This window comes from Bacillus sp. 123MFChir2 (assembly GCF_000383235.1).
In the GTDB taxonomy this organism is placed as follows: Bacteria; Bacillota; Bacilli; order Bacillales; family Bacillaceae_G; genus Bacillus_A.
On the sequence record NZ_KB910924.1, the window covers coordinates 217,167 to 232,535 of the forward strand.

At 37.0% G+C, this 15,369-nt stretch carries 11 protein-coding genes; all 11 read right to left on the reverse strand.

Going from position 1 to position 15,369, the window contains the following annotated elements:
- Positions 1 to 89 precede the first annotated feature (89 nt).
- Positions 90 to 995: a UDP-N-acetylmuramate dehydrogenase gene (gene murB / locus H280_RS0101050; protein WP_020059249.1), complete on the reverse strand. Its 906-nt coding sequence runs from the start codon at positions 993 to 995 to the stop codon at positions 90 to 92.
- Between the two features lie 50 nt (positions 996 to 1,045).
- Entirely contained in the window at positions 1,046 to 2,149 is a 1,104-nt protein-coding gene (murG, locus tag H280_RS0101055; RefSeq protein WP_020059250.1) for an undecaprenyldiphospho-muramoylpentapeptide beta-N-acetylglucosaminyltransferase, read from the reverse strand.
- A gap of 168 nt (positions 2,150 to 2,317) precedes the next feature.
- Positions 2,318 to 3,415, reverse strand: a complete 1,098-nt coding sequence (gene spoVE / locus H280_RS0101060) for a stage V sporulation protein E (protein WP_020059251.1) — start codon at positions 3,413 to 3,415, stop codon at positions 2,318 to 2,320.
- 251 nt (positions 3,416 to 3,666) lie between these two features.
- Positions 3,667 to 5,019 carry a UDP-N-acetylmuramoyl-L-alanine--D-glutamate ligase gene (murD, locus tag H280_RS0101065; RefSeq protein WP_020059252.1) on the reverse strand — a complete coding sequence of 451 codons (1,353 nt, stop codon included), beginning with the start codon at positions 5,017 to 5,019 and terminating at the stop codon, positions 3,667 to 3,669.
- Positions 5,020 to 5,991, reverse strand: a complete 972-nt coding sequence (gene mraY, locus H280_RS0101070) for a phospho-N-acetylmuramoyl-pentapeptide-transferase (protein ID WP_020059253.1) — start codon at positions 5,989 to 5,991, stop codon at positions 5,020 to 5,022.
- 24 nt (positions 5,992 to 6,015) lie between these two features.
- Positions 6,016 to 7,491, reverse strand: a complete 1,476-nt coding sequence (locus tag H280_RS0101075) for a UDP-N-acetylmuramoyl-L-alanyl-D-glutamate--2,6-diaminopimelate ligase (protein WP_020059254.1) — start codon at positions 7,489 to 7,491, stop codon at positions 6,016 to 6,018.
- Positions 7,492 to 7,856: 365 nt separating this feature from the next.
- Positions 7,857 to 9,773: a stage V sporulation protein D gene (locus tag H280_RS0101080; protein WP_020059255.1), complete on the reverse strand. Its 1,917-nt coding sequence runs from the start codon at positions 9,771 to 9,773 to the stop codon at positions 7,857 to 7,859.
- A gap of 83 nt (positions 9,774 to 9,856) precedes the next feature.
- A complete protein-coding gene (locus H280_RS0101085; protein WP_020059256.1) occupies positions 9,857 to 12,028 on the reverse strand; it encodes a PASTA domain-containing penicillin-binding protein in 2,172 nt (723 codons plus the stop codon).
- Positions 12,029 to 12,049: 21 nt separating this feature from the next.
- A complete protein-coding gene (ftsL, locus tag H280_RS0101090; RefSeq protein ID WP_020059257.1) occupies positions 12,050 to 12,406 on the reverse strand; it encodes a cell division protein FtsL in 357 nt (118 codons plus the stop codon).
- A 15-nt stretch (positions 12,407 to 12,421) separates the two neighbouring features.
- Entirely contained in the window at positions 12,422 to 13,354 is a 933-nt protein-coding gene (gene rsmH / locus H280_RS0101095) for a 16S rRNA (cytosine(1402)-N(4))-methyltransferase RsmH (protein WP_028411050.1), read from the reverse strand.
- A gap of 393 nt (positions 13,355 to 13,747) precedes the next feature.
- Entirely contained in the window at positions 13,748 to 15,364 is a 1,617-nt protein-coding gene (gene bshC, locus H280_RS0101100; RefSeq protein ID WP_020059259.1) for a bacillithiol biosynthesis cysteine-adding enzyme BshC, read from the reverse strand.
- Between the last annotated feature and the right edge of the window lie 5 nt (positions 15,365 to 15,369).

Genomic DNA, 15,369 nt, shown 5'->3' on the forward strand with positions numbered 1-15,369 from the left:
CCCCCTATGTAACATAAAGAACGGCATGTTATGCATGCCGTTCTTCTTCTTATTATATCATAAATGATAATAAGCGGGACAGACAACTGTTATCTTCCAATGATTTCTACTTCAGTGTGCATATCTACCCCAAATTGTTCTTTTATTGTCTTCTTTACAAAAGCGATTAAATCAAGAACATCTTGAGCTGATGCTGTCCCCATATTTACAATAAAATTCCCATGCATTTCTGAAATTTTCGCACCACCAATTTGATACCCACGTAGTCCAGCCTTTTCAACTAGATTACCTGCATAGTTTGGTAGCGGATTTCTAAAAATACTTCCTGCACAAGGATGATTCCAGGGTTGTGTATCACGACGATAATCTTTATTTTTTTGCATAATACCAATAATTTCGTCACGATTTCCTTCTTTTAACTGCAATTCTGCTTCTAGTACAATACCAGGGCACTTCTTTTGTAATACAGATGTACGATAAGAAAATTCTAGTTCTTCTTTCGTTAGCCATCCAATCTTTCCATCTTCAAATAACACACGAGCTCTCTTCAAAATTTCAGACATATCCGATTTATGAGCACCTGCATTCATATAAACGGATCCACCTACACTTCCCGGGATTCCACTAGCAAACTCTAATCCTGCAAGTCCTTGACGGCTTAGTAAAGTTGAAAGCTTGATAAGAGGATATCCTCCGCCTACACGGACATTTGTTCCAGTTACTTCTAAATGATCCAAACCTTCTCCTAATCGAATGACAACACCTTCAATTCCGTTATCTGAGATAAGCAGATTAGACCCACGACCAATTGCAGTCCACTTTGTTCCATGCTTTTGCACAAGCTCTAACGATTTTTCTACACCTTCCACGCTACTTGGAATTACTAAAATATCTGCTGGACCACCTATTTTCATCGTTGTATAACGAGCTAATGGTTCATTTTCTAATATTTTTCCTACTTGTGCTTCCATAAGTTCGTTTGCTAATTGTTTCATGATGCTCTCCCCCATATTAAATCTCCATACTACAGTAGTATGCAGGGCATTCACCTTACGTTATTTTCTACAAGTTTTTTCATTACTTCAAATAACTTGTTTGCTGCATCTGGAACTCCTAACTGTTTTGCAGCTAGTTTCATACTTTGTAATTTCTGTATATTCAATAAAATTTCATCAATATCACCAAGAAGTGTTTCACCTGTTAACTCTTTCTCAAGAAGCATCTTCGCTGCTCCTTTCTCAACGACAGAAAGAGCATTTTTCTCTTGGTGATTGTTTGTTACATATGGACTTGGAATTAAGATACTTGGTTTTCCTAAAGCTGTCAATTCAGCTAGCGTTGTGGCACCTGCACGCGAAACAACAAGATCCACACCAGTAAGTACTTCTGGCATGTTATCAATAAACGGCTTAATGATAACATTGTGTGGATTCCCTTTTTGTTTCACTAATTCCATTACTTTATCATAATGCACTTCACCTGTAACGTACAATACGTCATAAGTTTTATTACCAAATTGTTCAATTGCTTCTAAAAATGCATCATTAATTGGTCTAGCGCCTCTACTTCCACCAAAAATTAGCACTGATTTTTTGGAAAGAGATAAACCGACAGAGCGCTTGCCTCTCATACCATTTTGATTCATCACTTCTGAAGCACGAGGATTTCCTGTCATCACAACTTTATTTTGCGGAAAATGTTCTGCTGCGGCTTCAAAACACACCGCTACTTTATTCACGTAACGACTCAAAAATTTATTTGTTACACCGGGTACACTATTTTGTTCATGTACTATTGTTGGAATACCAAGTTTTGCTGCTGCGTATACAACTGGACCACATACATAACCACCTGTTCCAATTACAACATCTGGATTAAAACGACGAATATATCGTTTGCTATCCTGTACACCCTTTACAAAACGCATCACCGTTTTCACATTATCAATTGATAATTTCCGCTTAAAACCACTAATAACAATAGATTGAAATGGAATACCAGCTTTGCGAACAATTTTACTTTCTAAACCATTTTCTGTACCAATATATAAAAATCTTGCTTCTGGATGTATTTTTTTAATTTCTCGAATTAACGCAAGAGCCGGATAAATGTGCCCGCCCGTTCCGCCACCACTGACTAATACTCGCACTGCCTATTCCTCCGCTTCCTTTTTTCTATTATCCCACTACTTTGGGACAATAAAAGTACAATTTGTTGAGCTAACCTTGCTCATAGTAAAATTCACTGTTTGCTATTCATATATCAATCGCATAATTTCTATTTTTACATACGAAAAACCCTGTCATAAAAACAGGGTTTAGTAGCGAGAATGACGACTTATATTTAGTAACACTCCAACCGCCATTAACATAAGGGTCAAGCTGGACCCACCATAGCTTAAAAATGGTAAGGTGATTCCTGTTACTGGCATTAATCCAGTTACAACACCGATGTTAATCATTACTTGAATCGCAATCATCGCCACAATCCCGACTGCTAAAAAAGTACCGTATAAGTCTGGTGCCCCTAACGCTACACGAATGCCGCGCCATAACAACAGACTAAATAATAATAACACAAACGAACCACCAATAAAACCTAATTCTTCAGATAGAATCGCAAAAATAAAGTCTGTTTGCGGCTCCGGTAAGTAAAGAAATTTTTGTCTACTTTGGCCAAGACCAAGGCCAAATAATCCTCCCGGTCCGATTGCAAGTAGTGATTGAATAATTTGAAATCCACTTCCAAGTGGATCTGACCATGGATCTAAATAAGATGTAATCCGTTTTATTCGATACGGTGCTGATGCAATTAACCCTACAAATCCCGCAACTCCTATAAGTCCTAACATGGCAAAATGAAAAATCCGTGCTCCCGAAACAAAAATCATAACAACACAAGTTCCAACCATTACAGTTCCTGTTCCCAAATCCGGTTGCAGCATAATCATACCAAATGCTACAAATACAAAACTAAGGGAAGGAAGTAAACCTTGTTTAAAAGATGTGATCACTTTTTGTTTTTCCGATAAAAATTTCGCTAAAAAAATAATCATCGCAAATTTCATAAACTCAGAAGGCTGAATAGAAAATGCCCCTATCCCAATCCAACTTCGAGCTCCGCCGCGCACTAGCCCAATACCAGGAATCAAAACTAAAATAAGGAGAACAAAACAGATGAGTAAAATCAATTTAGAATATGTACGCCACACCCAATAATCAATTCTCATGATGAAAAACATAGCAACGACACCAAGCCCAGCAAATAACAGTTGACGCTTTGCAAAAAAGAATGAATCTCCCATTTTATACGAAGCCCATACAGCACTAGCGCTGTACACCATCACCATTCCTACTGTTAAAAGTAACAATGTTACAATAATAAGAATAAAGTCAGGAGTCTTCTTTGTCCGCAATGAGTATCACCTCTTTGAATGCAGCTTTTGATTGACCATACTTTTTTCACAACCGAAGCCTCATTTATTCATCCATCTAGCAGCTTGATTCCCACCTCAAAATTGTGCAAAATCAAAGAAGATATGTGCGAAATAACTGCCTGTAAACTTTCCATTAGTGAACGCTGAAACCTCCCACTTATAGAAATCTCACATTATCCTACCTATAAAAGAATCATCAGTAGAAATAATCCACTGATGATTCTTTCACTTTATACTAGCTTATGCACAGCTTGTATAAACATGTCTCCTCTTTCTTCAAATGTTTTAAATTGATCCCAACTTGCACATGCAGGAGATAAGAGAATTACATCTCCTTCTTCAGACAAAGCAAATGCTTCTTGCACCGCTTGTTCCACATTATCGACACATTTAATAACTTTCATTCCAGCCTTTTCTGCAGCTTTGACAAGCTTTGGTGCAGTTTGTCCAAATGTAAATAACGCCTTCACATGCTCAAAGTATGGAATTAAATCATCAAATTCATTCCCACGATCTAGTCCACCAGCTAATAAAATAACTGGGTTCGTAAATGCAGATAATGCTTTTTCTGTCGCTAGCATATTTGTTGCTTTCGAATCATTATAAAACTTACGGTTTTGAATCGTCGTTACATATTCTAAACGATGCTTTACACCTGTAAAGCGTTTTAAAACCGCTATAATCGCTTCATTTGCAACCCCCATGAGCTTCGCAGTACTCATAGCAGCTAGTATATTTTCTAAACTATGTTTCCCCGGCAATACGATATCTTGAATATCAATTACTTTCTCACCTTTGAAGTAAAGAGCACCGTCTTTTACACAAGCACCGTCTTCAATTATTTTCGTCGTAGAAAAGTACACCTTTTGTCCTTTACTTTTCTCAGAAAACATCATTACATCTTCATCGTCAGCATTAATGACGCTATAGTCAGTTTCAACTTGATTTTTAAAGATATTCGCTTTTGCTAAACCGTATTCTTCCTTCGTACCATGATAATCTAAGTGTGCTTCAAATAAGTTTAACAACACCGCAATCTTCGGTTGAAATGCTTCAATCCCCATTAATTGAAAAGAAGAAAGTTCTGTTACAACCACTTCTTGTTTCGTTACATTTTGCGCAACTTCACATGCTACCGTGCCAATATTTCCAGCAATAACAGGGTGTTTTTCTCCTTCTTTTAACATTTCAAATGTTAATGTTGTTGTCGTTGTTTTCCCGTTTGATCCTGTAATCCCAATAAACGGAGCTTCCGAAACGCGATACGCTAATTCTACTTCTGTGACAATCGGAATATTTTTTTCTTTAGCTGCTACAAGTAACGGATTCGAATACGGAATCCCTGGATTTTTTACAACGACAGAAATATTTTTTTCTAATAGTTCTAAGGGGTGACCGCCGCATACAACTTCCACACCTTGATTTTGCAATTCTGTCGCTAACGGATTCTCAGCTAGCGGCTTGCTATCATTTACAATCACATTTGCGCCAAGTTTCTTTAATAAAACAGCTGCAGCAAACCCACTTTTTGCCATACCTAATACAAGAACATTTTTATTTTGATAGTCAGTTATCGTTTTCAATTACATCCACACTCCGATATAAATTCCTAACACTGCAAATAAAAGTCCGACTGACCAGAATGTTACAACCACTCGCCATTCTGACCAACCACATAATTCATAGTGGTGATGAAGCGGGCTCATTTTAAATACACGCTTTCCTCGCGTTTTAAACGACACAACTTGAATAATAACAGAGAGTGTCTCAATAACAAACATTCCACCAATGATAACTAATAATAACTCTGTTTTCGTTAAAATAGAAACAGCAGCTAAAGCACCGCCAAGCGCTAAAGATCCTGTATCCCCCATAAATACTTTCGCAGGATGAGCATTAAATACTAAAAATCCTAATACAGCTCCTACAACTGCCATACAAAAAATAGCAATTGTATAATGTTCCTGAGCAAACGCAATAATACTATACGCACCAAATGCGATGGCAGCTGTTCCTGCTAATAATCCATCTAGACCATCTGTTAAGTTCACTGCGTTTGAAGCTCCTATCAACATAAAGAGCACGAGAATAAAGTACGCCCAGTGCAAGTCAAACTTAATTTCCGTCCCTGGAATCATTAAATGCGTGTCAAATCCTTGGCCTTTTGCAATGATAAAGAAAGCTACCGCAATAATAAATTGGCCTACTAATTTTTGTTTTGATGTTAAACCAAGATTTCTTTTTTTAACAACTTTAATGTAATCATCTAAAAATCCGATTACCCCATAACCAAATGTAACAAGAAGCAATAAGTACATCTCGGCACCTTTTTGAAACTTAAACATCATAATAATAGACGTAATCATAATTGAAATGAAAATAACAATTCCGCCCATAGTCGGTGTTCCCGATTTCTTTTGATGTGATTTTGGCCCTTCATCACGAATGCTCTGGCCAAACTTTAAACGACGTAAAAATGGAATAAAAATTGGTGACAACGCAACCGAAATTAAAAATGCCACCCCAACTGTAATTAATAATCCTTGTTCAAGCATATTCAGTCCCCCCCTCTCTTGGTGTTATTCTTTCATGCTTAAACGTTGTGCAATTGCCTCTCCAGCAACTTCACAATCGTCAAAATGATGTACTTCTGCACCAATAATTTGATATGTCTCATGCCCTTTACCCGCAATTACAATAATGTCTCCAGCTTTTGCCTCTGATACAGCATGAAATATTGCTTCTTTTCGATCAACAATTACTTCATAATTATTTCCTTTTATACCTTCAATCATATCATCAAGAATTGCTTGTGGCTGTTCGCTGCGCGGATTATCTGATGTATAGATCGCATGCGTTGCGTATTTCGATGCAACATTGGCCATAATTGGTCGTTTCGTACGATCTCGGTCTCCGCCGCAACCAACAATGCAATACACTTTTCCTTTTGCAAATTGTTTCGTTGTCAACAATACATTTTCTAAACTGTCTGGCGTATGCGCATAATCAACAATGACAGTAAAATCTTGCCCTCTATCAACAACTTCAAAGCGACCAGGTACACCTTTTAATTCTTTCACAACATCAATAATAGTTTGCAGCGCTACACCAGAAACAAGACATGCAGCTGTTGCAGCTAATACATTATATACATTAAACTTCCCAATCAATTTCATCGTGATATCGATATTTTCACTTGGGGTTACAAGCGTAAACGCTGTGCCTGCACTTGTCATCTCAATGTTTTTCGCCATTATATCACTTTTTGTATCAATCCCATACGTAATCACTGTTGCTGCTGTATTTTTCGTATAGTCTATTGCTGCAGCGTCGTCATTATTTAATACAGCGTACTTTACACGATTATGATGATAACTATTACCAAGCTGAGCAAATAGCAAGCCTTTTGCGTATTTATACTCTTCCATCGTTTTATGATAATCTAAATGATCTTGTGTTAAGTTTGTAAACACTGCTACATCATAGTCACATCCATGCACTCTTCCAAGATGCAAAGCATGTGAAGATACTTCCATAACAGCGCTATTTATATTTTGTTCGACCATTTTAGCGAATGTCTTTTGTAATGTTAATGCATCAGGTGTTGTGTTTTTCACCTCATACGTTTCATCACCTATTTTCATATTAATTGTTCCAATTAGCCCTGTTTTATGTCCATGTGCGCGCATAATTTCGTCCATTATATGCGATGTTGTTGTCTTTCCATTTGTACCTGTAATTCCAATTAAGTGTAACTTTTGCGTTGGCTGTCCATAAAAATAATCAGCTAACATTGCTAAAGAACGTACTGTATCTTTAACAAGTACAACTGGAACGTCAACATCAATAGGCCTTTCCGCAACAATAGCAGCCGCACCTTGCGCGGCTGCTTGCATAGCTAATTCATGACTATCAACCGTAAAACCTTTTATACATACAAATAAACTCCCAGTTGTCACTTTACGTGAATCTGCTTCAATAGATGTAATTTCTGGATTTTCTTTTGGAATGACCGGAAAATCATGCAAACTTGATACGAGTGTATGCAACTTCATTTCTTTAAATCCTCTCTACTCTTTATTTACTTCTTATTAATGGATGCGTTCAAAACGCTCCATTAATTAAGAACGTCATATATTTATCCATCAGACAATGTGAATCCAACAACTCACTACTATATAAAAAGCCATCTTGATTTTTCAACATATAGGCCACTGCTGTGCAGAATAAAACATAACCGTCACTTGCTTGCTCCTTTTGTTTTAAAACCTCGCATGTGGCAAGAAAAGGCCCTGACCGCCTCTATGCACGGCCAGATGCTCTCGCCCCCCTAAAAGGAAAAGGTTTTTATGTCAGCCCTTCAAATTGTATTTATATAGTTAGTTGAATGTTATTATATCGTACACACATGCCTTCATACTTACTTATTAAAATATATTCGAACCTTGGATCCTGCTTTTACTTTCGTACCTGGTTTTGGAGACTGTTCAACCACTTTACTTCCATCACCACTGGCGTCAATTTGTAGGTCAATAAGTTGACTTTGTAATTCCTTTCGATCCATCCCTACTATATTAGGGACTTCTACTAAAGGCGTCTCATCCCAAGTTAATTTCTTTTCAATTTGCTCTTTTCTAGGCTCTACTCCCATAACCGGTAAGACATCACGAAGAATATTTCCAACAATTGGCGCAGCAACAACTCCGCCAAATTGTATAATTCCCTTCGGATTATCTACAGCAACATATACAACAATTTGCGGATCATCCGCTGGTGCAAACCCAATAAATGATACGATATAGTTGTTATCCAAATACTTTCCATCTTTAACCTTTTGTGCTGTACCAGTTTTCCCTCCAACACGATATCCATCAATATACGCTTTGTTACCTGAGCCTTTCGCAACAACATTCTCAAGTGCATAACGTACTTTTTCAGACGTTTCCTTGGAAATAACTTCTTTTTTTGCAACAGGCGTTTTTTTACTAATTACTTTGTTCGTAGTTGGGTCCAAGAATTCTTTCGCAATATAAGGCTGATATAACGTGCCTCCATTTACAGCAGCCGCTACAGCTGCTACTTGTTGAATCGGGGTAACAGAGACTCCTTGACCAAACGCTGTAGTCGCTTGTTCAACAGGTCCTACTTTTTTTAGATCAAATAATATTCCTCTACCTTCTCCTTGTAAATCAATACCTGTTTTTTGTCCAAATCCAAAATCACGGATATATTGAAACAGCTTTTCTTTTCCTAAACGGTCTCCAAGTTCTATAAAACCTGGGTTACAAGAGTTTTGAACAACCTCTAAAAACGTTTGGCTGCCATGCCCTCCCGCTTTCCAGCAACGCAACCTTGCGCCGCCAACTTCTGCCGCTCCATCATCATAAAACGTATCTTTCTCCAAGTCTACTAATTTTTCATTTAAAGCAGCTGCAAGGGTAATAATTTTAAATGTGGACCCTGGTTCATATGTACTCCAGACTGGAAGATTTCGGTTAAACACTTCTGGTGAGACACTCTTGAAATCTGTCGGATCAAAACTTGGACGGCTGGACATACCTAAAATTTCACCGTTGTTCGGATTCATAGCAATTGCGATGATTCCATCTGGATGATACGTAGACTCTGCAATATTTAATTCTCTCTCCATAATTGTCTGAATGCGCGAATCAATTGTCAACTTTAAATTCAAGCCGTCACCAGGTTCTTTATAATCATCGCCAATATTCGGCATGCGTTGTCCTTTCGCATCGGCAAAAAAACGGACATATCCTTTGTCACCATTTAATTCTTTGTCATAAAACGACTCTAGTCCCATAAGCCCTTGATTATCACTCCCAGCAAACCCAAGAACATGTGATAAATACTTACCAAACGGATAGTATCGAATTGAATCTTCAGCAATATATACACCTTTTAAACTTAAAGCTCTAACTTCTTTCGCTTTATCATGAGAAATTTTCCGTCCGCCTTTGTCTAATCTGACTATAGACTCTTTTTTCGTAAGGCGTTGATAAACCTCTTCTTTCGACACACCTAAAACTGCAGCTAATTTCTCTGCAGTCTCTGCTGGTTTTTCAATTTGCCTTGGTACCACAAAGACAGTTGGTGCACTTTTATTTGTTGCAAGTTCCACACCATTACGATCTACAATTTTCCCCCGTTCAGGTTCAAATGTAATATTACGACTCCATGAATCTTTCGCACGATCTGTTAACATATTCCCAAGAAAAAACTGCACATATCCAAGACGAATATCAATAATTGTAAAAATAAGTATACCAAAAATCAGTACAAAAATAAGTCTTTTTCTTACTGTTACATTTGATACACGCATATTGGAACAAGCCTCCTTTACGCCTAGCTTGTTCCAATATATGCTTGTACTTGTTTCATTAGAACACGTACACTTCTCCTATTTTACGTGTCCTCTTTCTTTTCCTTCTTATTTGGTTCCTGCTCTGCTTCTTGCTGCGGTTCAAGAGGCGGGTCAAGTTTTACTTCTACCTGTGTTCTTTCTTGTAAAGGCGTGCCTTCAGCGACACTTTGTTCTGTTACATACCCTGTACCAGATAGCTTCAAATCAAGATTTAATATTTTTGCTAAATTCATCACATCACGAAGTGACCAACCGCTAATATTCGGCATTTTCGGTTGATTTCCTACTAAGAATACACGATCACCCGTTAATGTTTTTTCGTTTGCTTTTGGCACTTGTTGCTCGATTTTCCCCTCTCCTAAAACAACAGGTCGGAACTTCGCCTTTTCCAATATTCCCTTTGCTTCTTCCATTGTTTTACCTGTTATATTTGGAACAGTAGCTTGCTGCTGGTTTACTTGCTTTTTCACATCTTTTATTTTGTTCGGCTTAATTTTTAAATACTCCAAACTATTTTTCGTTACAGATTTAAACATTTCTGATAACGGCTGTGCACCATTTTCAGTGTCTTTCAATTTAGGCTGTTTAATTGCTAAATATACGACAAGCTGCGGGTCATCCATTGGTGCCATACCAAGGAAGGAGAAAATATAATTATTTTTCCCTGTCATATATCCGCCTTTTCCATCTGGAATTTGTGCTGTTCCTGTTTTACCACCAACGGAATAACCATCAAGTTTATACATCGTTCCAGTCCCTTTTGGCGATGTTACAACTCGTTCTAACAGTTGTCTTACTTGCGTTGCAGTCTCTTTTGTAACCGGCTTTCCTACTTCCTCCGGACGGTGTTTCAAGACGACTTTATCATCCATCGGATCTACAACCTGATCAATCACATAGGGTTTCATCATTTTCCCCTCATTAGCAATTGCAGTAGCTGCTTGTACAAGCTGAATCGGAGTTACAGTAGAGCCTTGTCCAAATGCTGTTGTTACTTGTTGGATTTTCTTATCAAATAAAATTGTATTTTCGCCTTCTCCAGCTAAATCAATACCTGTTTTTTCGTCTAGACCAAACTTATGAATATATTGGCGGAAACGATCAGGTCCTAGCTTTTCATTTCCTAAAATAGCAAAAGCAACGTTCGATGAGCGCTCAACTCCTTCATCAAACGTAATAGAACCCCATCCTGCACCGCCATTATGGTCTTTAATTTCCTCATTCCCAACTTTGTATCTACCAGATTGATAGTAATCTTGTCCTTTGTATACACCCTCATTAATGGCAGCTGCTAACGTGAAGATTTTCATCGTTGAACCTGGTTCATAAGCATTAGCAATCGGATCATTTAAAAAGTATTGAATATCTCGTTTATTCGGATCAAAACTTTGTCTGCTAGACATCGCTAAAATCTTTCCTGTTTTCGGGTCTGCTACGACTCCAATTAACATAGACGGATCATAATGTTTTTCTGCCTCTTCCATTGCATCTTCTAGAAAACCTTGAATCCGTTGATCGATTGTTAAATATACATTATCTCCGTTTTTAGGAGGCTTTACAGACTGTTTTTCACCTTCTAACGCGATACCTTTCGTATCTCCTGTATACTTCACGCTTCCGTTAGAAGCTCGTAAATATTTATCTAAGCTTTGTTCCAGTCCATATTTTCCTTCTGCAATTCCTTCATCATTCGGTTTTGCAAATCCAAGTATATAAGAAGCAAAATCTCCATTCGGATATATTCTTGCTTTTTCTGTAACAAAAGATATTCCATCTATCTTCAGATTCTTAATTTGATCTTTCTTTTCTTTCGTTAAGTTTTTTCCAATTGATCCGAACTCTACTTGTGCAGCATCTTTATTCAAATACTGTAAAATCTCTTTTTTATCAACCTCAAGTACTTTCGATATTTTCTCTGCCGCATCTTCTTTGTCTTTCACAGGCTCTTGCCCTTTAAGTGCAGCAACCATCTTATACGAGTTTGCATCTTGGGCAAGTACGTAACCATTTTGATCGTAAATCGTTCCTCGATTTGCTTCAAGCACACCCTCTTTATTGTGCTTTTGCTGTGCAAGTGGCTTTAAGTCTACTCCATGTACTGTTTTTGTTGCTTGAATATATAGAAAGCGTGCTAACAACAGAAAAAAGAGCAGGAGAAACACTTTTATGAAGAACCCTGCTCCTTTGTTGGTATGAAATTTACGTATATTCATCTTTTCTTCACACCTATTTTATTAATTTAAGCCTTTCACATGATTCGCATTAATTTCAAGTCCATGTTTTTGGGCAATTTCTGCAATGCGATCATAACGTGTTAGCTTTTCAGTTTCCGCTTGTAATTCCTTATTTTCTTTTTGTTGTTTTATGAGATTGCTTTCCATTTCTGTTACTTTAGCATCAGCTTCATATAACGCAGCTTTATTACCAATAAAAGCTACACATGCATATAGTAAAAAACCAATAAATGCAACATACAATAATTTTTCAAGTCTTGTAATTTTTGTTTTTACAGCTGTCTGTACTACTTGCTGCGGAGCTTGAGATTGTACTTCTACTTGTTGCTTTTTATACTTAACAGCTAAATTTGTCATACCTCTCTCTCCTTTTTATAATTTTCCAGCAATTCGCAGCTTCGAAGAACGCGCTCGATTATTTTCTTCTAACTCTTCATCAGAAGGCAAAATTGGCTTTCTTGTAATCAGTTTTAATTTCGGCTTGTATTCATCAGGAATAATTGGCAACCCTGGTGGGAGCTGTGGTGTTGTACTGTATCTTTTAAATGTCGTTTTACAAATCCGATCTTCCAATGAATGGAATGTAATCACACTAATTCGGCCACCTGTTTTCGTTATGTCAATTGCCGCTTCTAACGCGTACTCAAATACTTTCAATTCATCATTAACTGCAATACGAATTGCCTGAAATACTCGCTTCGCAGGATGTCCTCCAGTCCGCCTTGCCGGAGCTGGAATCCCTTCTTTAATTAACTCCACTAGTTCTCCAGTTGTTTTAATTGGTTGTTTTTCGCGGTATGCTTCAATTTTCCTTGCAATTTGCTTTGAAAACTTTTCTTCACCATATTGAAAAAAGATTCTTACAAGTTGTTCATATGACCAACTATTTACAACGTCATATGCTGTTAGCGGGGCATCTTGATCCATACGCATATCGAGCGGAGCATCGTGGTGATAACTAAATCCACGTTCTGGCGTATCTAATTGCGGGGAAGAAACACCTAAATCAAATAAAATACCGTCTACTTCCGTTATTCCTAATTCAAATAACTTTTCCTTTAAATAGCGAAAGTTACTTTTTACAGCTATAAATTGACCGTTATAAGAAGAGAATCTTTCTTTTGCATTTTGAATTGCAACCTCATCTTGATCAAATGCAATTAGTTTTCCTTCTTCAGAAAGTTGAGATAGTAAATAAGCACTATGTCCTCCACCTCCTAACGTACAATCTACATATGTACCATTTGGTTTAATTTCTAAACCGTCTACTGTTTCTTTTAAAAGCACTGTTACATGTTTAAACATTGTTGCACCTACTTTTTGCAAAATAATCCTCTTGAATCATCCGTTTATTCCTCTTTAAAAGTCAATTCCACAAACGATAAAGAATTGAATTAAATTCCCATAAGAGTTCGATTGGTGAGGTTTGTAATTAGTAAGAATTCAGCTTCCTACTAAATAATAGTTTTACCTTATTATATACTAAATTTTATCATCTTTTTCGGGAAATTTCATAAAACATGTCGAAAAAAGATAATAATTTGCTTCTTTTTGTTTCATTTTATCAAAAAAGTGCTGTTCTTCAGAAACAGAGTACTTTCAATCCAGATACTTTACGTTTTACAAAGTCAATAAATTAATTTATTTTACAGGTAATTCCACAAAATAAAAAAAAATCCTGCTCTTAGGAGCAAGATTTTATAATTTAACAATATGATGTTTTCCATTCCAACGAAAATGCTGTTCCATAACCCGCTCTACAAAATCAAGTCCATAGTCGTTTAAATAATAACAAATATTCCATATCCGTTCTTGCGGCGTACCTAATGGCTGTATTGAGTGTTCAATTCTTCGGAATTTATTAAGCTGTACTTCATGCTTTCTCTCTAAATCAGCTTGAAGTGTCCTCTCTAACAATTCAAGTTGTTGCATAATTTTCAGCTCATTTTTCTTGGCAAAATCTCGAAGACCCGGACTCACTTTTTGAACAAATTGCTGTAAAGATGTGTGTATTGCTCCAATTTGCTCCGATGCATTCATAAATTGACTATCCATCGGCTCCTCAACTTGCATAGATAACCAATTTTCTCGTAATGCAGCAATACCTTTACGGAACAATTCGCTCTCTTGGATCTGTAAATCCCGTAAATCAGTTTCAATATCACGAGCTAAATAACTAATTGTCAAACGAGGAACGACAGGTGGCATTTGAAAATCCAACGCATGAAATACTTGCTGCAATTCACTCCAGTACGCAATTTCCCCCGGACCGCCAATAAATGCAAGCGTTGGAAAAATATACTCTTGCATAAGTGGTCTAGTTACAACGTTGTTACTAAATTGTTCAGGATGATTCTCCATATGTTCGATAATCTCCTCGTACGAAAACGAATACATCCCCTCTTTACAAATAAAGCGTCCCTCTTCTTCCTCTAACAAAAGACGCTCCCCGTTCATTTCCATGAAAATATGAACTACATTCTGTTTGGTTTCAATAATCGTTTTATACCCTAACTCATGTAATGCACGCTGCTGATTGTTAAGTGCTACTTGCACATTTTTGTAGTGGGCTAGTAGTTCTTTTAAAAAAGGTACTTCAATATTCCGAAGAACAGGGTGATGAGAATCTACAAGAATTAAACCTGAATGCGCAAATAGCTTTGTAATCAAGTGCGCAAAAAAATCAACATATGTGCGTGATTGCTGTAAACATTCTTCTACAAATCGGATTACATCCTTTGTATATTTTGTTTCTGGATATGTTTTAAATATTTCTTCGATCCATTGTTTGCAATCCTCGATGGAAATCTCCGTTTCAGAAGCACTTGTTTTATTTAGGTGACGTTCATGAAAAATTGTCTTTTTCACTTTTCCATTTTTCGTAACGAACGCATGGTTAATTTCATCAATGTCATGATCTTCCCCAGCAATCCAAAAAACTGGAACAACTCGCACTCCAAGCGAAGCCTCTTTTTCCTTTGCAAGTTGTAAAATAGATATAATTTTATGAATTGTATAAAGAGGACCTGTTAACAATCCAGCTTGTTGCCCCCCTACAACAACGTATGTATCTTCTTCTAACAAAGCATGAATATTTTGAAGCGTTTTTTCTCCTGCATTTAATTCTTGATTATATTGTAATAAATGTGATACTAATTCTTGTCTTGGATACTGTCTATTTCGCAAATCTTGTATACGTCTTACAAAACTCTCTTCCGTTATCGGATAATCAAAGCATTCTTGAATGTCTTTTTCATGGTTTAAATAGTCCGCAACAACTCCTTGAAGCGGGACAGAGATTTCTTTTATCTCCATATACT

What these genes read in the sequence shown, in the direction of transcription:
- ftsL (WP_020059257.1), bottom strand. Translation starts at nt 12,406, where the DNA reads ATGACAAATTTAGCTGTTAAGTATAAAAAGCAACAAGTAGAAGTACAA.
- H280_RS0101075 (WP_020059254.1), bottom strand. Translation starts at nt 7,491, where the DNA reads ATGAAGTTGCATACACTCGTATCAAGTTTGCATGATTTTCCGGTCATT.
- H280_RS0101080 (WP_020059255.1), bottom strand. Translation starts at nt 9,773, where the DNA reads ATGCGTGTATCAAATGTAACAGTAAGAAAAAGACTTATTTTTGTACTG.
- rsmH (WP_028411050.1), bottom strand. Translation starts at nt 13,354, where the DNA reads ATGTTTAAACATGTAACAGTGCTTTTAAAAGAAACAGTAGACGGTTTA.
- mraY (WP_020059253.1), bottom strand. Translation starts at nt 5,991, where the DNA reads ATGCTTGAACAAGGATTATTAATTACAGTTGGGGTGGCATTTTTAATT.
- bshC (WP_020059259.1), bottom strand. Translation starts at nt 15,364, where the DNA reads ATGGAGATAAAAGAAATCTCTGTCCCGCTTCAAGGAGTTGTTGCGGAC.
- H280_RS0101085 (WP_020059256.1), bottom strand. Translation starts at nt 12,028, where the DNA reads ATGAATATACGTAAATTTCATACCAACAAAGGAGCAGGGTTCTTCATA.
- murB (WP_020059249.1), bottom strand. Translation starts at nt 995, where the DNA reads ATGAAACAATTAGCAAACGAACTTATGGAAGCACAAGTAGGAAAAATA.